Below are 19,234 nucleotides of genomic sequence, written 5' to 3'. Positions count from 1 at the left end.
GACTTCGATCAGTCCGGAATCGCTTCAGGGGCTTGCCGTGGGGCGGGCGCCGTCAGGGACGTGATCTTGATCAGCAGGGCCAGGTGGCCGTTGTCGAGATAGTTGAGCTGGCCGTTTTTGGTGTGGCTTTCCTGCTTCAGGCGTTCGCTGGCGGTGACCAGGCCGTTGGCGTCGATCTGGTTGACCCAGAAGTCGGCGTTCACGTCGGTGAAGCGCCCGAGTTTCATTTCCAGCGTGCCCTCGATCGGGAACTGGCCGAACTGTTCCTTGCCGTCGCTGACGGCCACCTTGGTCGGCGCTTCGCCGAGGGTCTGCTGCCAGGCCTTGTGCATCAGCACACTGTAATCACCGCTGGCGCTGAGTTTGCTGGCAACGTCGCCGAGCGCCGGCGTGCGCAGGCTGTCATCGCCCAGGCGTTGAGCGCCGGCGGCCCAGTCTTCCGGGGCGGCGCGGGCGACGATAGCCGGCACAGCGTTCTGGCGCACCAGAATCATTTCGACCTGATACAGGTCATCGGCAAACGCCATCGGTGCTACGAAAGTCAGTAGCAATGTCAGTGAGCGAAACAGGCGCATGCGGCGTCCTTCAAACGGTTTTCGGGAGGAGGCGCTCGAACAGCGCCTCTACAGTATTAAAGCGCTCTTCCGGGCGTTCCATCGGCACCTGGAACTTGAACATCGTCGCGCCTTCGAATTTGTAGCGTTTTGGCTGAGTCTGGATCAGTTTGATCAAGGTCATCGGATCGACTGGCGTCTGCGCGGCGAACTCGATGCGTCCACCCTGCGGGCCACCGTCGACTTTCTTGATGCCCAGTTGTTCGGCCTGCAACTTTAGTGCAGTGATGCGCACCAGATTCTTGGTCGGCTCCGGCAGCAGGCCGAAACGATCGATCATCTCCACTTGCAGATCCTTCAGGCCTTCCTCGTCGGTGGCCGAAGCGATGCGCTTGTACAGAATCAGGCGGGCGTGAACGTCCGGCAGATAGTCTTCCGGAATCAGCGCCGGCACGCGCAGGTTGACCTCCGGGCCACCGCCGAGCGGTTGATCGAGGTTCGGCTGTTCGCCCTTGCGGATCGACTTCACCGCGCGCTCGAGCATTTCCATGTACAGCGTGAAGCCCACGGCCTGAATCTGCCCACTCTGGCCGTCGCCCAGCAGTTCGCCGGCGCCACGGATTTCCAGGTCGTTGGTTGCCAGCACGAATCCGGCGCCCAGATCCTGGGTGTTGGCAATCGCTTCCAGCCGCTTTTCAGCATCCGAAGTGATTTGCTGGCGCGGTGGGGTCAGCAGGTACGCGTAAGCCTGGTGGTGACTGCGGCCGACACGTCCGCGCAGCTGGTGCAATTGCGCCAGACCGAACTTGTCGGCGCGCTCGATGATGATGGTGTTGGCGCTCGGCACGTCGATGCCGGTCTCGATGATGGTCGAGGCGATCAGCACGTTGAAGCGCTTGTGATAGAAGTCGCTCATCACCTGTTCGAGTTCGCGTTCGCGCATCTGCCCGTGACCGATGCCGATCCGAGCTTCCGGCACCAGTTCGGCGAGATCCGCCGCGCACTTTTCGATGGTCTTCACGTCGTTGTGCAGGTAGTAAACCTGCCCACCGCGCAGCAGTTCACGCAGCAGGGCCTCTTTGACCGTGCTCTTGTTCTGCTCCATGACGAAGGTGCGCACCGACAGGCGTCGCGCCGGCGGCGTGGCGATGATCGACAGATCACGCATGCCCGACACTGCCATGTTCAGCGTGCGCGGGATCGGCGTGGCGGTCAGGGTGAGAATGTCGACTTCGCTGCGCAGAGCCTTGAGCTGTTCTTTCTGACGGACACCGAAGCGGTGCTCTTCGTCGATGATCACCAGCCCAAGGTTTTTGATTTTCACGTCGTCGGACAGCAGCTTGTGCGTGCCGATGACGATATCGATCTTGCCTTCCGCCAGGTCGGCGATCGCTGCATTCACTTCCTTGGCCGATTTGAAGCGACTCATCACTTCCACGGTCACCGGCCAGTCGGCGAAGCGGTCGCGGAAGCTGTTGTAGTGTTGCTGGGCGAGCAGGGTGGTCGGCACCAGAATCGCCACCTGACGCCCGCCGTGCACGGCGATGAACGCGGCGCGCATCGCCACTTCGGTCTTGCCGAAACCGACGTCGCCGCAGACCAGGCGATCCATCGGCTTCGGCGCGAGCATGTCTTCGCGCACGGCTTCGATGGTGGCTTGCTGATCCGGGGTTTCTTCGAACGGGAAGCCGGCGCTGAAGGTTGCGTAATCGGCTTTCGGGTCGGCAAATGCATAGCCTTCGCGGGCGGCACGACGGGCATAGATGTCGAGCAATTCAGCAGCGACATCGCGCACCTGTTCGGCAGCCTTGCGCTTGGCTTTCTGCCAGGTCTCGGAGCCGAGGCGGTGCAGCGGCGCCAGTGAGTCATCGCTGCCGGTGTAACGCGCGATCAGGTGCAGGTTGGCCACCGGCACGTAGAGCTTGGCGTTTTCCGCGTATTCGAGGGTGAGGAATTCGGCCGCCTGGTTGTCGATCTCCAGAATCGTCAGGCCCAGATAACGCCCGACACCGTGATCGATGTGTACCACCGGCGCGCCTTCGCGCAGTTCGGTAAGGTTCTTTATCACCGCATCATTGTTGGCGTCGGCGCGCTTTTCGCGACGGCGGCGCTGCATGACTCGCTGACCGAACAGCGGGCTCTCGGCCACCAGCGCCAGCGCCGGGTCATCGAGCATCAAGCCTTCGTCGAGCGGCGCAATGGTGATCGCCAGGCGATCCTTGCTCGAAACGAAGTCCGGCCAACTGTCGACGGTTTTCGGCCGCAGCTTCAGACGTTCCAGCAGCTCCAGCAGGACTTCACGCCGGCCCGCGGATTCGGCGGTGAACAGCACGCGTCCGGGGAATTCGTCGAGGAATGCCGAGAGCGCCGCCAGCGGTTGTGTGGCCTTGGCTTCGATCGCCAGGTTTGGTAGCGCTTGCGCCGGGAAGCGTTCGCGGCCGGCCCCGGATTCGACGTCCTGCTGGCTGGCGACTACGCGTGGCCAGCTCTTGAGGCGGGCGAAGCAGTCTTCCACCGGCAGGAACAATTCCGCTGGCGGCAATAAAGGACGCGATGGATCGACGCGGCGCTCTTCGTAGCGATTGCGCACGTCGTTCCAGAAATTTTCTGCCGCTTGTTCGATGCCTGGCAACGAGAACACCTGAGTGTCCTGCGGCAGGTAATCGAACAGCGTCGAAGTTTCATCGAAGAACAGCGGCAGGTAGTACTCGATACCGGCGGGTGTGATGCCGCTGCTCAAGTCCTGGAAAATCGGGCAGCGCCGGAAGTCGACGTCGAAACGCTCGCGGAAACGCGCCTTGAAGCGGGTGACCGCATCTTTCTGCAGCGGAAATTCTCGCGCCGGCAGCAGTTTGACCGATTCGACCTTGTCGATGGAACGTTGGTTTTCCGGGTCGAAAGTGCGCAGGGTTTCGATTTCGTCATCGAACAGGTCGATGCGATAGGGCAGTTTGCTGCCCATCGGGAACAGGTCGATCAGCGCGCCGCGCACGGTGAACTCGCCGTGCTCGTAGACCGTATCGACGTAGCGATAGCCGCTGGCCTCGAGGCGCGAGCGCATCTGTTCGACATCGAGCTTCTGCCCGACATCCAGCACCAGGCTGCTGCCGAGCAGAAACTTGGTCGGCGCCAGGCGATGCAGGGCGGTAGTGATCGGCACCACCAGCACGCCGTGCGCCAGCTCCGGCAGCCTATATAGACTGGCGATGCGCTGGGAAATGATGTCCTGGTGCGGCGAGAACAGATCGTACGGCAGGGTTTCCCAGTCGGGGAAATGCAGCACGGGCAAATCCGGGGCGAAGAAACTCAGCTCCTGTTCCAGCCGTTCGGCACTCTGGCTGTCGGCGGTCAGTAGCAGGGTGAAGCGCTTGGCAGCGCTGGCAGCCTCGGCAATCGCGAGGCTGAGGGCAGCACCGGGCAGGTTGCCCCAATGCTGTTTACCTGCCGCGGCAGGGAGAAGCGGTAGACGCAGAACGGGCACGGAAGGTTGAGCTCCAGGCTTTGCGACAAAGTCGGTAATTGTAGCGGCGTCCGGTGCCGGCTGTCAGTTGCAGACTGCGTCTATCTTCGCGCTTTGCGCAAAATGTAGTGGTAACCATAAAAACGAGCACTTTTTTAGTGGTTATGTAGTGCCGAAATCGACTGGTGTTACGGAGGGTTACAGACATCGTCTAACAGTCGTCGAAAAATTGACTGCGCTGGAAGCCCCGGTTTTACTGGGCTGGCGCGGGGCGTAATTTTTTTGAACGGAATTTTGTTACCGATTGCGCGACAAGCGCGCATTGCTACAAGAGGTTCTCGGCGGCATAATGTAGCCCCTTTTTTCTGCCCCTACATGTGGAAGGTTCCCGTGACTCAGAAGCCCGACCAGTGTCTTGGTGAATGGATCGACCGTGAAGCACTCGCAGAAGCGATGATTCCGCTTATCGGTCAGCTCTACCGCAATAACAACGTGGTGAGCTCGATCTATGGCCGCAGCCTGATCAACCAGTCTGTCATCGCGATTCTCAAAGCTCACCGCTTTGCTCGCCACCGTTCCTCCGACGATAGCGAACTCTCCGTCCACGAAACATTCCCTCTGCTGAAAGCCATGAGCGAGCTCAAGCTCGGCGCGGCTTCGGTAGATCTGGGCAAGTTGGCGTTCAAATTCCGCAGCGAAGGCAATGGCCGCAGCGCCGAGCAGTTCGTGCGTGAAGAACTGGCTGACGTGGTTGGTCAGCAAAACGCTTCGGCCCGCAAAGGCACTGACGTTGTGCTGTACGGCTTCGGTCGTATCGGCCGTCTGCTGGCGCGCATCCTGATCGAGAAAACCGGTGGTGGCGACGGTCTGCGTCTGCGTGCCATCGTCGTGCGCAAAGGCGCCGAAAACGACCTGACCAAACGCGCCAGCCTGCTGCGTCGCGATTCGGTACACGGTCCGTTCAACGGCACCATCGTCATCGACGAAGAAAACAACACCATCACCGCCAACGGTAACCTGATCCAGGTGATCTACGCGAAGAACCCGACCGAGGTGGATTACACCCAGTACGGCATCAAAGATGCGCTGCTGGTGGACAACACTGGTGTGTGGCGTGACGCCGATGGTCTGGGTCAGCACCTGCAATGCCCGGGTGTCGCTCGCGTTGTTCTGACCGCGCCTGGCAAAGGCAAGCTGAAGAACATCGTTCACGGTATCAACCACAACGAAATCACCGCTGACGACAAGATCGTGTCCGCCGCTTCCTGCACCACCAACGCCATCGTGCCGGTGCTGAAGGCTGTGAATGACAAGTTCGGCATCATCAACGGTCACGTCGAAACCGTTCACTCGTATACCAACGACCAGAACCTGATCGACAACTTCCACAAGGGCGATCGCCGTGGCCGTTCCGCCGCGCTGAACATGGTCATCACCGAGACCGGTGCTGCCACCGCCGCTGCCAAGGCCCTGCCTGAGCTCGCCGGCAAGCTGACCGGTAACGCGATCCGCGTTCCGACGCCAAACGTGTCGATGGCCATTCTCAACCTGAACCTCGAGAAAGCCGCCAGCCGTGAAGAGATGAACGAGTACCTGCGCTACATGGCGCTGCACTCCGATCTGCACAAGCAAATCGACTTCGTCAACTCGCAGGAAGTGGTGTCCACCGACTTCGTGGGCTCGCGTCACGCCGGTGTGGTCGACGCTGAAGCGACCATCGTTCAGGACAACCGCGTTGTGCTGTACGTCTGGTACGACAACGAGTTCGGCTACAGCTGCCAGGTGGTTCGCGTGATGGAAGACATGGCCGGTGTAAACCCGCCAGCGTTCCCGCGCTAAGCTTTGACTGCAAATGAAAACGCCCCGACTTAGGTCGGGGCGTTTTTTTATGCCTGGCAGATCTCAATTGCCTGTACCGGCCTTATCGCTGGCAAGCCAGCTCCCACAGGTTTCCTGGCAGGCTGCGTAATGGCATGTACGCCTCAAGACCTTGTGGGAGCTGGCTTGCCAGCGATGGCGTCCTATCGGGCGCCACCTGCCACGGCCGCTTGCGCAGTCCGCAGCTCATGTTTGTTGCCGCGGAACAGCACCAGCGTCGCAATCAACCCCAGCACCGCGGCACCGCTGAGCCAGATCCCCGGCGCAGCCTTGTTGTCCAGCACATGAATCAGGTAAGTACAGGCTGCCGGTGTAAAGCCGCCAAAGGTCGCCGTCGCCAGGCTATAGGCCAGCGAGAACCCGGTGGTGCGCACTTCCACCGGCATGATTTCGGTCAGCGCCACCACCATCGCGCCGTTGTACGAACCGTACAGGAACGACAGCCACAGTTCGACGATCAGCAGATGACTGAAGCTCGGGTTCGCCACCAGCCACGACAGCGCCGGATAGGCGGTCAGGATCGCCAGAATGGTCGCCGCCAGCAGTAGGGGTTTGCGCCCGATCTTGTCGGACACCGCGCCCATCACCGGCAGCCAGAAGAAGTTCGACAGACCGATGCACACGGTCACCAGCAGCGCGTCGAAGTCCGACAGATGCAGTTCAGCCTTGCCGAATGTCGGCGTGTAGGCGGTAATCAGGTAGAACGAAACCGTGGTCATCACCACCAGCGCCATGCCAGCGATGACGATGCCGAAGTTCTGACCGATCGAACGGACGATTTCGCGCAGGGTAGGGCGATGTTTACGCGCCTGGAATTCCGGGGTTTCCTCCAGCGAACGACGAATGACGAAGATCACCGGAACGATCATGCAGCCGATCAGGAACGGTACGCGCCAGCCCCAGTCACCCATCTGTTCCGGGCTCAGCCAGTGGTTGAGGCCAACCCCGAGCAGGCCGGCAAACACCACCGCCGCCTGCTGGCTGGCGGACTGCCAACTGACGAAAAAGCCTTTGCGGCCCGGCGTGGCGATTTCCGCCAGATACACCGAAACACCGCCCAGCTCGACGCCGGCCGAGAAGCCTTGCAGCAAGCGACCGAACAGCACGATCAACGGCGCTGCGACACCCAGAGTGGCATAGCCCGGCACGCAGGCGATCAGGATCGTGCCGGCGGCCATCAGCGCAAGAGTAATGATCAGGCCCTGGCGACGACCGTGACGGTCAATGTAGGCACCAAGGAAGATCGCGCCCAGCGGACGCATCAGGAAGCCGGCACCGAAGGTGGCCAGGGACAGCATCAGGGAAGCGAAGGCGCTGTCGGCCGGGAAAAAGGTTTTGGCAATGGCCGTGGCGTAGAAGCCATAGACCATAAAGTCGAACATCTCGAGAAAATTGCCGCTGACAACGCGAAAAATCGCTTTGCCTTTGCCCGTGGTGGAGGACATTGGTTCGTACTCTCTGTTGGCTGTCTTATTGGAAATCCCTGATCTAGACACGTCCTCGCCGTCACGCGGCAAACTCAGGCAGTACCCGTGAACAGTTTTGTAACCATATGTGTATAAAGATCGTTAGGCAACAACTGGTTAGGGCGCTGCTTAAACGATATAGCCATTACCAAGGCCAGCATGACGCTATCAAACGAATGAAAAACCTGTAGGAGCTGCGGAACGCTGCGATCTTTTGATGTTGCTTGAAAAGATCAAAAGCAAAAGATCGCAGCCTCGTTTCACTCGGCAGCTCCTAAAGGTTCTGGCGCATAATCTTCAGCTTTGTGTGGGGAGTAGGGGATTTGTCTATAGGGAGGCTGATTGGCCTTTTGCTGCTGGTGGGCGCCTTGTCCGGCTGCGGCAACGGCGATTCCATGGAAAGCTTCGGCGGCCCGACCATGGGCAGCACCTATTCGATCAAGTACGTGCGCCACGCCGGCCTTCCCGAGCCCGCGCAGGTTCAGCTTGAAGTGGAAAAAATCCTCAACGACGTCGACCGGCAGATGTCGACCTATCGCAGTGACTCCGACATCGAGCGCTTCAATACTTTGCCGGCGAACAGCTGTCAGACCATGCCCGCCGCCGTGCTCGAATTAGTCCGAGTTGGTAAGCAACTGTCAGAGCAAAGCGAAGGTTCCTACGACTTGACCGTCGAGCCGCTGATGAACCTGTGGGGGTTCGGCCCGCAAGGGCGTGAAGAGAAAGTCCCCGACCCCACCGCGCTGGCCGAAACCCTGCAGCGAGTCGGCTACCGCCATCTGCATATCGACGGCGACCGCTTGTGCAAGGACGCCGCTGTCGAGGTCGACTTCAACAGCATCGCTGCCGGTTACGCGGTCGACACTATCGCTGCCAGGCTCGAATCGATGGGCATCCATGATTATCTTGCCGAAGCCACCGGCGAGCTGAAGGCCAAGGGCAAGAAGCTCGACGGCTCGGCATGGCGCATCGCGCTGGAGGCGCCGCGTGATGACCAACAGGTGGCCGAACGGATCATCCAGGTCGATGGCTACGGCGTGTCCACCTCCGGTGATTACCGCAACTATTTCCTGCAGGACGGTCGGCGCTATTCCCACACCTTCGATGCGCGGAGCGGGGCGCCGGTCCTACACAACCTGGCGTCAGTCACGGTGATTCATCCTTCAGCGTTGATGGCCGATGGACTATCGACGCTGTTGCTGATTCTCGGGCCTGAAAGGGCTTGGGACTATGCCGAAAAACACGACATTGGTGCATTCTTCGTGATTCGTGCCGATACAGGTTTTGTTATCCGCACCAGTTCGGCTTTTGAGCGCCTCAGTCACGCAAAAGTTGACTGAAAACAGTACGAAAGCTGGCGTTGTAGTGCAGGCAAAAGTAGCCTACGACGCGACCAAGGGTTAATGTGCGCGGCGTTGACGCTTCTATAGACTGTGTCCGGGTTCTTTACTGACCCCCAATTGTTCCTTCGCGCCGCGATTCGGCGTGATTTAGCCGCCGGTGCTGCTGGCACCGCGGCCTGTTCTGAGGAGTACGCATGGCTGTCTACAACTACGACGTGGTGGTGTTGGGTTCCGGCCCGGCGGGAGAAGGCGCGGCAATGAACGCCGCCAAAGCGGGGCGCAAGGTGGCGATGGTCGACAGCCGTCGCCAGGTCGGCGGTAACTGCACCCACCTCGGTACCATCCCGTCCAAGGCCCTGCGTCACTCGGTGCGGCAGATCATGCAGTTCAACACCAACCCGATGTTCCGGGCGATCGGCGAGCCGCGCTGGTTCTCCTTCCCGGACGTGTTGAAAAGCGCCGAGAAAGTCATTTCCAAACAAGTCGCTTCGCGCACTGGCTACTACGCCCGTAACCGCGTCGACGTGTTCTTCGGCACCGGCAGCTTCGCCGACGAGCAAACCATCGAAGTGGTCTGCGCCAACGGCGTGGTCGAGAAGCTGGTGGCCAAGCACATCATCATCGCCACCGGTTCGCGCCCTTATCGCCCGGCGGACATCGATTTCAATCACCCGCGTATCTACGATAGCGACACCATCCTCAGCCTCGGCCACACCCCGCGCAAACTGATCGTTTACGGCGCCGGCGTGATCGGTTGCGAATACGCCTCGATTTTCAGCGGTCTGGGGGTACTGGTTGAACTGGTGGACAACCGTGGTCAGTTGCTGAGCTTCCTCGACTCGGAAATCTCCCAAGCGTTGAGCTACCACTTCAGCAACAACAACATCACTGTGCGCCACAACGAGGACTACGATCGCGTTGAAGGTGTGGACAACGGTGTGATCCTGCACCTGAAGTCCGGCAAGAAGATCAAGGCCGACGCCTTGCTCTGGTGCAACGGCCGTACTGGCAACACCGACCAGCTCGGTCTGGAAAACATTGGCGTCAAGGTCAACAGCCGTGGCCAGATCGAAGTCGACGAGGCCTACCGCACTTGCGTGCCGAACATCTATGGCGCCGGCGACGTGATCGGCTGGCCGAGCCTGGCCAGTGCTGCCCACGACCAGGGTCGTTCGGCTGCCGGCAGCATCGTCGATAACGGCAGCTGGCGCTTTGTGAATGACGTGCCGACCGGTATCTACACCATTCCGGAGATCAGTTCGATCGGCAAGAACGAGCAGGAGCTGACCCAGGCCAAGGTGCCGTACGAAGTCGGCAAGGCGTTCTTCAAGAGCATGGCGCGTGCGCAGATCGCCGGCGAGCCGCAAGGCATGCTGAAGATCCTGTTCCACCGTGAAACCCTGGAAGTGCTGGGCGTTCACTGCTTCGGTTATCAGGCGTCGGAGATCGTGCACATCGGTCAGGCGATCATGAGCCAGCCGGGCGAGTTGAACACCCTGAAGTACTTCGTCAACACCACGTTCAACTACCCGACCATGGCCGAAGCCTATCGGGTAGCGGCGTACGACGGCCTCAACCGGCTTTTTTGACGGGCTCCGGCCGGTGGCCTGAGCCGGCCGGGGAGACCGATTTCAGCAATTCTCGAGGGTGGCAGTGGCCAAACCGGGAAAGTCTGTAATCAGGCTGTCAACGCCGAAGTCGGCGAGTCTGCGCATCAGCGCGGGCTCGTTGACGGTCCACACCGACACATGCAGTCCCTGACGCTGCGCCTTCTGCAGGCGTTCCGGCGTACAAAGCGTCCAGTTCAGAGCCAGAATCTCACAGCCATAGCTGGCCGCGACCTTTAGCGGGTCGAGCCAGGCGTATTCGGCCACCAGTCCACGCGACACGTCCGGTACCAGGTCCAGCGCCGCTTTCAGCACTTCCCGCGAGCTCGAAGTGATGGTGACCTTGTCCAGCAGGCCATGACGCTGGGCCATTTCGCGAATCGCCAGTACGGTAGTCGCGGCGCGGGTGCGCGATGCACTTTTGACTTCCAGCTGCCAGTGCTCGAAATCACATTTTTCGAACAGCTCTTCCAGTGTCGGAATCGGGCACGGCTTGATCCAGCCCGGGCCGCCCTTGCGCGCGTCGTAGGTCGCCAGTTCGGCGGCGGTGTGCTCGACCACCTTGCCGCGCCGGTCGGTGGTGCGCTTGAGGGTCGGGTCGTGGATCACCATCAGCTCGCCGTCCTTGGACAGGTGCAGATCCAGTTCGCAACGGCGCACGCCGTGCTTGAGACATTCCTGAAAACTGGTCAGGGTATTTTCCGGTGCTTCGCCCTTGGCGCCGCGGTGGCCGTAGATGAGGGTCACGGTGCTTCCTTAATTTAAATGCCTGATTCGTTCTGTTCACGGGCCAGGCGTCGTTCCTGGGCCTGTTTCTGCAAGATATAGCGGGCGAGCAACTGGCGCTGGGCGTCGGTCAAGTGTTCGAACTCGGTGCCGACGTCATAGCCGTCGCCCTTGCGATCGCAATGGGTGACGCGGGCGCGCAGCAGCAGGCCCAATGCCTGCGGCATCAGCACCAGTTTCACCGACAGGTGCGCGCCAGTGGCAATCGGGGTCGGGTGCTGAAAGTCGATCCCGCCTTCGGAGATGATCACCGGTTGTGGCTCGCCGATATGGCCGAGCACGGTCAGGGCGACCACCTGGCTGAGCAGGTCGATGCGTTTGTTCTGGGATTTGAGGAACGCGGCGATAGCCCGGTCGCGTTCGCTGATCTGGCGCAACAGGTGCTGCGATTCGAATTCGCTCAGGTGCAGTTCGCTGAGCAGGTTGAACAGCGGGGAAGCATCCTGCAACACTTCCTGGCCTGCGGCTTCGGGAGCGGACAGGGGCCGAATTTCCAGTGCGATCATGTCCTCGATACGGTAGTATTCGCGGCGATCTTCTTCATCTAATGTCGACATGGCGAACCCATGGTAGCGGCGGTGGTCTGAGTGTAAAGCTGGTTATCGACCCCCGCCACAAGGACGTTCCTTTTCCCTCCGAACAAGCCCCGACATGTTCAGACCTCTCTTCGTATTTATCGGCACGCGTTATACCCGTGCAAAGCGTCGCAATCATTTTGTGTCATTCATTTCCCTGACTTCGATGATCGGGCTCGCCCTCGGCGTGATCGTGATGATCGTCGTGCTTTCGGTGATGAACGGTTTCGATCATGAAATGCGCACCCGCGTGCTGGGCATGGTGCCCCACGCGACTCTTGAAACCGGCGAACCGATCAACGATTGGCAAAGCCTGGCCGCCAAGGTCAAGCGCAACCCTGAGGTGACGGCGGTTGCGCCGTTTACTCAGATGCAGGGTTTGCTGACCAATAACGGTCAGGTGTCCAAGGTGTTGCTCAACGCCATCGACCCCGCGCTCGAGCGCAATGTGTCGATCATCGACAACTTCATGAAGCAGGGCAAACTCGACGATTTGACGCCGGGCAGCTTCGGCATCGTCATCGGCGACAAGGCCGCGACCAAGCTCGGCGTGGGCCTCGGTGACAAAGTCACCTTCGTCGCGCCGGAGGTCAGCGTGACCCCGGCCGGGATGTTCCCGCGCATGAAGCGCTTTACCGTGGTCGGCATTTTCCATGTCGGCGCCGGTGAGCTGGACGGCTATCTGGGCGTCACCAACCTGCAGGATCTGGCGAAGATGCACCGCTGGAAGCCTGATCAGGTGCAGGGCATTCGGTTGAAGTTCGATGATCTGTTCCAGGCGCCGCGCGTGGCCTGGACCATCGCCCAGCAGTTGGGCGAAGACCATTACTACGCCCGCGACTGGACCCGTACCCACGGCAACCTGTATCAGGCGATCCGCATGGAAAAAGCCATGATCGGTTTGCTGTTGCTGCTGATCGTCGCGGTGGCTGCGTTCAACATCATTTCCACGCTGGTGATGGTGGTGAACGACAAGAAGAGCGACATCGCGATTCTGCGTACCCTCGGCGCCACGCCGGGGACGATCATGCGCACGTTCATGGTGCAGGGTACTGTGATCGGCGTGGTCGGTACGGCGATTGGTGCGGTGCTCGGTATTCTCGCTGCGCTCAACGTCAGTGCGGCGATTTCCGCCCTGGAAGGGCTGATCGGCCACAAGTTCCTCAACGCCGACGTGTATTTCATCGATTACCTGCCGTCGCAGGTGCAGAGCCAGGACGTGGTCATGGTCTGCGCCGCTGCGTTGGTCCTGAGTTTCCTCGCCACCCTGTATCCCGCCTGGCGTGCCGCGCGCACCCAGCCGGCGGAGGCGCTACGTTATGAGTGAGTCGGGCATGAGTGATAAAGCAATTTTGAGCTGCCGCAACCTGGGCAAATCCTACGAGGAAGGCCCGGAGTCGGTGCAAGTGTTGGCCGGTCTGCAACTGGAGTTGCACCCGGGCGAGCGTGTGGCGATCGTCGGCAAGTCCGGTTCCGGCAAAAGTACCTTGCTCAACCTGCTGGGCGGTCTCGACACGCCGACTGAAGGCAGCGTCTGGCTCGACGGCGAAGAACTGTCGGCGCTGAGCGAGAAGAAGCGTGGCCTGCTGCGTAACCGTGCCTTGGGGTTCGTGTACCAGTTCCACCACTTGCTGCCGGAATTCACCGCGCTGGAAAACGTCTGCATGCCGCTGCTGATCGGCAAGACCGCGATCCCGCAAGCACGTCAGCGCGCTACCGCGTTGCTGGAGCGGGTGGGGCTGGGTCATCGTCTGGAGCACAAACCGGCCGAGCTGTCCGGTGGCGAGCGCCAGCGTGTGGCTATCGCCCGGGCGCTGGTGAACAATCCAGGCCTGGTGATGCTCGACGAGCCAACCGGTAACCTTGATTCGCACACCGCCGAGGGCATCCAGGACTTGATGCTGGAACTCAGCACTTCAATGCGCACCGCGTTCCTGGTGGTGACTCACGACATGAACTTGGCCCGCCAGATGGACCGCGTCCTGCAATTGCAGGAAGGCTGCTTGACCACCATCTGACCGACCGAAACCCGTTGCCTGTGTAAGGCATCGGGTCTTTTATTTTTATACGGTGCCCCAGCGAATGTTCAGACCGTTATCGATCTTTATCGGCACGCGCTATACCCGCGCCAAGCGCCGCAATCGCTTTGTTTCGTTCATCTCGATGACTTCGATGATCGGGCTCGCCCTTGGCGTGCTGGCGATGATCGTGGTGCTGTCGGTGATGAACGGCTTCCAGCGCGAAATGAGCTCGCGCATCCTTGGCATGGTGCCGCACGCGACCCTCGTTGGCGTCAAGCCGATCGACGACTGGCAGCCGGTCGCCGCCGCCGCGCTGAAAAATCCGGAAGTGACCGCCGCCGTGCCGTTCACCGAGATGGAAGGCATGCTGTCCTACAAGGGTTTGATGCAGCCGATTCAGATCAGCGGCGTCGATCCGGCCCAGGAAGGCAAGGTGTCGATCGTCGCCCAGCACATTGTGCAGGGGCGTCTGGATGACCTGAAGCCGGGCGAGTTCGGCGTGGTGATCGGTGAAATCACCGCGCGCCGCTTCCGCCTCAATGTCGGCGACAAGATCACCTTGATCGTCCCGGAGGTCAGCACCGCACCGGGGGGCATTACCCCGCGCATGCAGCGCCTGAACGTGGTCGGTGTGTTCAAGGTCGGCGCCGAACTGGACGGTTCGATGGGCCTGATCCACGTGGCCGATGCCGCGACCATGCAGCACTGGCAGCCGAATCAGGTGCAGAGTGTGCGCCTGGCGGTGAAGGATCTGTATGCCGCGCCGAAAGTCTCCTCGGACATCGCTGCAGGCCTCGGTGCCGAGTTCAAGGCTGACGACTGGACTCACACCCAGGGCAGTCTGTTCAGCGCGATGAAAATGGAAAAAACCATGATCGGCCTGCTGTTGCTGATGATCGTTGCGGTGGCGGCGTTCAACATCATCGCCACGTTGATCATGGTGGTGAACGACAAGGGCGCGGACATCGCGATCCTGCGCACCATCGGCGCCACGCCACGGCAGATCATGGCGATCTTCATGGTGCAGGGCACGGTGATCGGCATTGTCGGCACATTGATTGGTGGCGTGCTCGGCGTGATCGCGGCGCTGAACGTCAGCGAAATGGTTGGCTGGGTCGAGCGCGTTACCGGGCAGCACATCTTCAGTTCCGACGTGTACTTCGTCAGCAACCTGCCTTCGGAATTGCAGGGCGGGGATGTGCTGTTGATCTGCTCGGCGGGATTTGTTCTGAGCTTCCTGGCGACGGTGTACCCGGCGTTGCGGGCGGCGAAGATTGAGCCGGCTCACGCGTTGAGATATTCGTAAGCTCTGAAATCGCCATCGCGGGCAAGCCCGCTCCCACAGGTACTGAGTTGAGTCACCATTATGTGAACGACGCAAAACACTGTGGGAGCGGGCTTGCCCGCGATGGGGCCGGACCTGCTGGCCTCAAACTCCCTTGGGCAACTCGATCACAAACCGCGTCCACCCCGCAGCCGATTCGCAATGAATCTGCCCACCATGGGCGCGGACGATCGATTGGGTAATCGCCAGCCCCAGCCCCGCATGTTCACTGCTGCCTTCCTGCCGCGCCGGATCTGCTCGATAAAACCGGTCAAACAGCCGTGGCAACAACTCTGCCGAAATGCCTTCGCCACTGTTCTCCACCGACACCTGCGCTATGTGCGGTTGATCGACGATGGACAGGCGCACGCTGCCCGCCGCCGGAGTAAAACGCAGCGCGTTATCCAGCAGATTCGACAAGGCCCGGCGCAGCATGCTGCGATCGCCTTCTATACGCGCATGACCTTCGCGGCTCAGCGTCACTCCGGCGTCCTCGGCCAATGGCGCGAAAAACTCCAGCAACACATCGCTCTCATCCGCCAGTTCCAGTGCCTCACGCTTGGGCATCAGCAAACCGTGGTCAGCCTTGGCCAGATAAAGCATGTCGTTGACCAGTTGCGCCATCCATTGCAGTTCTTCGAGGTTGCTGTGCAGGGCTTCGCGGTAATCCTCGATCGGGCGTGGGCGGGTGAGGGTGACTTGGGTGTGGGTCAGCAGGTTCGACAGCGGTGTGCGCAGTTCATGGGCGATGTCGGCAGAGAACGCCGACAGCCGTTGAAACGAGTCATCGAGGCGTCCGAGCATGGCGTTGAAGCTGTGGGCCATTTCCGCAAGCTCCGGCGGCATTTGCGCTTCCGGCAGTCGGGCGTTGAGCGAATGTGCAGAAATCCCGCGGGCGACTGCGCTCATACGGCGCAACGGACGCAAACCGCTGCGCGCGGCCCACGCGCCGAGCAGCGCGGTGGCCAGGGCCGACAAGCCGACGGTCAGCCAGATCAGATGCTGCATGCGTTGCAGGAAGTGCTGGTGATGGGTGATGTCCAGCAGCAGAGTGAGCTGTGGCGAGTCGGTTTTGTCAGGGTAGAGCGGGGCGTTGAGCACGCGGTAGTCGGCGCCGTCATGGCTGATGGTCGACAGGCCCGGCTGTTGCGGCAAGTTCTGCGGCAAATTGATCGAACTGTCGTACCAGCGCTGGCCGTCACTCCCGGTAATACGCAGCGCCAGATCGGCCTGACGGCTCAACTCATCCGCCAGCCGCGCCTCACGCTGAGCGGGTTGCACATCCTGCAAGGCCCGGCGCAGGCCGATCAGTTTGCCATCCAGCAATTGCTGATCGAGCTCAATGAAGTGCGCCTCGCTGGCGCGGCTGAACAGCACCCCGGCGAACAGCGAGACTACGGCGGTGCACGCGGCAAACAGCAGAGCCAGACGAGAACTCAGCGACAGGCGACGCATCAGGCTGCACGCTCTTCAAGCACGTAACCCATGCCGCGCACGGTGTGGATCAGTTTGTTGGGGAAGTCATCGTCGATCTTCAGGCGCAGGCGACGGATCGCCACTTCGATCACGTTGGTGTCGCTGTCGAAGTTCATGTCCCAGACCTGCGAGGCAATCAGCGATTTGGGCAACACTTCACCCTGACGGCGCAGGAGCATTTCCAGCAGGGCGAATTCCTTGGCGGTGAGGTCGATGCGCTGACCGCTGCGTTCGACCCGACGGCGAATCAGGTCCAGACGCAGGTCGGCCAGTTGCAGGCTGGTTTCCTGGGGTGTCGCACTGCCCCGGCGTAAAAGGCTGCGCACCCGCGCCAGCAACTCGGAGAAAGCGAAAGGTTTGACCAGATAGTCGTCGGCGCCGAGTTCGAGACCGTGCACCCGGTCTTCCACGGCATCCTTGGCGGTGAGAAACAGTACCGGCGTGTCGAGTCCTGCACTGCGTACTGCTTGCAGAATCTGCCAGCCACTGCGCCCGGGCAGCATCACGTCGAGGATCAGCAGCGCATAATCACCGCTCAAAGCCAGTTGCTGGCCGCTGTTGCCGTCGGCCACCAGTTCCGTGTTGAAGCCGGCCTCGGTCAGGCCCTGACGCAGGTAGTGGCCGGTTTTCGGTTGGTCTTCGACGATCAGCAGTTTCATGGGGCGACTCGGATATATAGAAACGAAAGCGTTATACCGTGGGAACAGACGGCGCGCGCCAACCTGACAAAGTTGTAATCTGCCTGTCAGGTAGCTGCCAGCGCAGGCGGACTAGAGTTTCCCACAGGCTGAACCTTATCTTGTTGGAGTATGACTATGTTTTTGCGCAATCCTCTGGCCGTCGCCGCCTGCTTGCTGGCGCTGAGTTCACCTGTCTGGGCCGCTCCCGCGCACACTTATGATTTCGGCCAACCGGCACCAGCAGCCAAGGCTACTCGCAGCATTGAAATTGTACTGAACGACATGTCGTTCGATCCCAAGGCGATTCAGGTCAAGGCCGGTGAGACGATTCGCTTTGTGCTGGTGAATAAAGGTCAGTTGCTGCACGAATTCAATCTCGGTGACGCCGCGATGCATGCCCAACACCAGCAGGAAATGATGCAGATGCAGCAAAGCGGCATGCTCACGCCTACCGGTATGAAAGAAATGTCCCACGACATGGCGGGCATGGATCACGGCAGCATGGACCACGGCATGAAGCACGATGATCCGAACAGCGTGCTGGTCGAACCCGGCAGGACCGCCGAGCTGACCTGGACCTTCAGCAAGGCCACCAGCCTGGAATTTGCCTGCAATATTCCCGGTCACTACCAGGCGGGCATGGTCGGCAAACTGACTGTCAGTCAGTAAGCACTCAAAGGCGGGCGCAAAGGCTGATAGAATCCGCTGATTCTTCAGTCAGGTTTCCGCCATGCATCCCGCAGCCGAACATTCGCCGCTGGGCAAATCCAGCGAATACATCGCCACGTACACGCCGTCCCTGCTGTTCCCTATTCCGCGCACCGCGAAATGGGCCGAGCTGGGCCTGACCGCCGAAACCCTGCCGTATAAAGGCGTGGATTTCTGGAATTGCTTCGAACTGTCGTGGCTGTTGCCGTCGGGCAAGCCGGTGGTGGCAATCGGTGAATTCAGCATTCCGGCGGATTCGCCGAACATCATCGAATCGAAGTCGTTCAAGCTGTACCTGAACTCGCTGAATCAGACGCCGTTTACCGACATCGCCAGCCTCGAAGCGACGCTGGTCAAGGACCTGTCGGCCGCTGCCGGCAAACCGGTCGGCGTACGGGTACGCAGCCTTAAGGACGTCGAAGCCGAAGGCGTCGTGGCGTTGCCCGGCGTGTGCATCGACGATCTGGACATCAGCGTCAGCAACTATGAGCATCCGCGTCCGGAACTGCTGCGTTGCGATGATTCGAAGATTGTCGAAGAGAGCGTGCATAGCCATCTGCTCAAATCGAACTGCCCGGTGACCAGTCAGCCGGACTGGGGCAGCGTGGTGGTGGAATATCGTGGCGCGGCGCTGGATCACGCGAGCCTGCTGGAATACATCGTCAGCTTCCGCCAGCACTCGGACTTCCACGAGCAGTGCGTGGAGCGGATCTTCCTCGACCTGCAGCGTTTGCTGAAGCCGGAGAAGCTCACGGTGTTTGCACGGTATGTGCGCCGGGGCGGGCTGGATATCAATCCGTATCGCAGCACTGAGAATGTGCAACTGCCGAACCACCGCCTTGTGCGCCAATAAATAACCCCTGTAGGAGTGAGCCTGCTCGCGATAGCGGACTGACATTCAACATTGATGTCGACTGATACACCGTTATCGCGAGCAGGCTCACTCCTACAAGGGATCGGGTTTCAAATTGTGGAAATGAAAAAGCCCTGCCAGCGCTGGCAGGGCTTTTTGCATTTCAGGGGAGGGAAATCAGATCCCCATGCTACCCAACGCATTGACGATATTGCGCAGGGTGCCAGCAATGGCCGGGTGTTCGAGTTCAAAGCGGTCCACCGCCAGGTTCACGCCATCGGCGATGCTGGCATCCTGAGTGGCGTTCTCCAGTTTGATTTCCGATTCGATCTGCGCCATCAGCGCATGCAGATCTTCACGTTCGGCTTCGGACAGCGGAGGATTCTGCTCCAGTTGCTCGCGCAGGGTGTCGAGTTGTTTTTGCAGTTCTTGGGCGGGCATGGTGGGGTTCCTTTTATCAAGAGGCACTGGCATTGACCGCAGCCGCGCGCCAAAGGTCTATG

The 19,234-nt window shown here is 60.4% G+C and carries 16 protein-coding genes; 8 read left to right on the top strand and 8 right to left on the bottom strand.

Features of this window, described 5'->3' with window-relative positions; all coding sequences use genetic code 11:
* Positions 1-8: 8 nt before the first annotated feature.
* Both JN524_RS20115 and mfd read right to left on the bottom strand, forming a co-directional pair.
* A complete protein-coding gene (locus tag JN524_RS20115) occupies positions 9-575 on the bottom strand; it encodes a CsiV family protein (RefSeq protein ID WP_202370464.1) in 567 nt (188 codons plus the stop codon).
* A gap of 10 nt (positions 576-585) precedes the next feature.
* The gene (gene mfd, locus JN524_RS20110) at positions 586-4,035 is read right to left on the bottom strand and encodes a transcription-repair coupling factor (RefSeq protein ID WP_202370463.1); all 3,450 of its coding nucleotides are present in this window, start codon (positions 4,033-4,035) and stop codon (positions 586-588) included.
* A 354-nt stretch (positions 4,036-4,389) separates the two neighbouring features.
* Here mfd and JN524_RS20105 point away from each other — a divergent pair, with 354 nt between their 5' ends.
* Positions 4,390-5,853, top strand: coding sequence for a glyceraldehyde-3-phosphate dehydrogenase (locus JN524_RS20105; protein WP_003226583.1), 1,464 nt, complete (start codon positions 4,390-4,392; stop codon positions 5,851-5,853).
* 182 nt (positions 5,854-6,035) lie between these two features.
* Here the strand turns inward: JN524_RS20105 and JN524_RS20100 are convergent, their stop codons facing one another.
* Positions 6,036-7,337, bottom strand: a complete 1,302-nt coding sequence (locus JN524_RS20100; protein ID WP_096797170.1) for an MFS transporter — start codon at positions 7,335-7,337, stop codon at positions 6,036-6,038.
* A 344-nt stretch (positions 7,338-7,681) separates the two neighbouring features.
* On the opposite strand from JN524_RS20100, the gene JN524_RS20095 reads away from it, so the two are divergent.
* Entirely contained in the window at positions 7,682-8,698 is a 1,017-nt protein-coding gene (locus tag JN524_RS20095; RefSeq protein WP_202370462.1) for an FAD:protein FMN transferase, read from the top strand.
* Positions 8,699-8,895: 197 nt separating this feature from the next.
* Positions 8,896-10,290 (top strand): Si-specific NAD(P)(+) transhydrogenase, encoded by a 1,395-nt coding sequence (gene sthA / locus JN524_RS20090; RefSeq protein WP_003226580.1) that lies wholly within the window; start codon positions 8,896-8,898, stop codon positions 10,288-10,290.
* 42 nt (positions 10,291-10,332) lie between these two features.
* Here sthA and JN524_RS20085 read toward each other — a convergent pair whose 3' ends face one another.
* Entirely contained in the window at positions 10,333-11,055 is a 723-nt protein-coding gene (locus JN524_RS20085) for a glycerophosphodiester phosphodiesterase family protein (RefSeq protein ID WP_202370461.1), read from the bottom strand.
* 14 nt (positions 11,056-11,069) lie between these two features.
* The gene (locus JN524_RS20080) at positions 11,070-11,651 is read right to left on the bottom strand and encodes a PilZ domain-containing protein (RefSeq protein ID WP_007968195.1); all 582 of its coding nucleotides are present in this window, start codon (positions 11,649-11,651) and stop codon (positions 11,070-11,072) included.
* 94 nt (positions 11,652-11,745) lie between these two features.
* Here JN524_RS20080 and JN524_RS20075 point away from each other — a divergent pair, with 94 nt between their 5' ends.
* The 3 genes from JN524_RS20075 to JN524_RS20065 all read left to right on the top strand — a co-directional run bounded on the left by JN524_RS20075 (position 11,746) and on the right by JN524_RS20065 (position 14,996).
* Complete coding sequence (locus tag JN524_RS20075) at positions 11,746-12,996, top strand: lipoprotein-releasing ABC transporter permease subunit (RefSeq protein WP_041068963.1); 1,251 nt, start codon at positions 11,746-11,748, stop codon at positions 12,994-12,996.
* 7 nt (positions 12,997-13,003) lie between these two features.
* The gene (lolD, locus tag JN524_RS20070) at positions 13,004-13,687 is read left to right on the top strand and encodes a lipoprotein-releasing ABC transporter ATP-binding protein LolD (protein ID WP_202370460.1); all 684 of its coding nucleotides are present in this window, start codon (positions 13,004-13,006) and stop codon (positions 13,685-13,687) included.
* A 64-nt stretch (positions 13,688-13,751) separates the two neighbouring features.
* Positions 13,752-14,996 (top strand): lipoprotein-releasing ABC transporter permease subunit, encoded by a 1,245-nt coding sequence (locus tag JN524_RS20065; protein ID WP_202370459.1) that lies wholly within the window; start codon positions 13,752-13,754, stop codon positions 14,994-14,996.
* A 123-nt stretch (positions 14,997-15,119) separates the two neighbouring features.
* Here JN524_RS20065 and JN524_RS20060 read toward each other — a convergent pair whose 3' ends face one another.
* Together JN524_RS20060 and JN524_RS20055 are read right to left on the bottom strand one after the other, a co-directional pair.
* Entirely contained in the window at positions 15,120-16,469 is a 1,350-nt protein-coding gene (locus JN524_RS20060; protein WP_202370458.1) for a heavy metal sensor histidine kinase, read from the bottom strand.
* Positions 16,469-17,149 carry a heavy metal response regulator transcription factor gene (locus tag JN524_RS20055; RefSeq protein ID WP_202370457.1) on the bottom strand — a complete coding sequence of 227 codons (681 nt, stop codon included), beginning with the start codon at positions 17,147-17,149 and terminating at the stop codon, positions 16,469-16,471. Before JN524_RS20055 ends, JN524_RS20060 begins: the two co-directional genes overlap by 1 nt.
* Before the next feature lie 156 nt (positions 17,150-17,305).
* On the opposite strand from JN524_RS20055, the gene copI reads away from it, so the two are divergent.
* A complete protein-coding gene (gene copI, locus JN524_RS20050; RefSeq protein WP_202370456.1) occupies positions 17,306-17,839 on the top strand; it encodes a copper-resistant cuproprotein CopI in 534 nt (177 codons plus the stop codon).
* A gap of 61 nt (positions 17,840-17,900) precedes the next feature.
* Entirely contained in the window at positions 17,901-18,731 is an 831-nt protein-coding gene (queF, locus tag JN524_RS20045; protein ID WP_202370455.1) for an NADPH-dependent 7-cyano-7-deazaguanine reductase QueF, read from the top strand.
* A gap of 177 nt (positions 18,732-18,908) precedes the next feature.
* Here the strand turns inward: queF and JN524_RS20040 are convergent, their stop codons facing one another.
* Positions 18,909-19,172, bottom strand: coding sequence for a DUF4404 family protein (locus JN524_RS20040; protein WP_135296239.1), 264 nt, complete (start codon positions 19,170-19,172; stop codon positions 18,909-18,911).
* Between the last annotated feature and the right edge of the window lie 62 nt (positions 19,173-19,234).

This window comes from Pseudomonas sp. MWU318 (assembly GCF_016756945.1).
Taxonomy (GTDB): Bacteria; Pseudomonadota; Gammaproteobacteria; order Pseudomonadales; family Pseudomonadaceae; genus Aquipseudomonas; species Aquipseudomonas putida_A.
The sequence above is the reverse complement of the archived record's forward strand: the minus strand, read 5'-3'. Positions and strand labels throughout refer to the sequence as shown.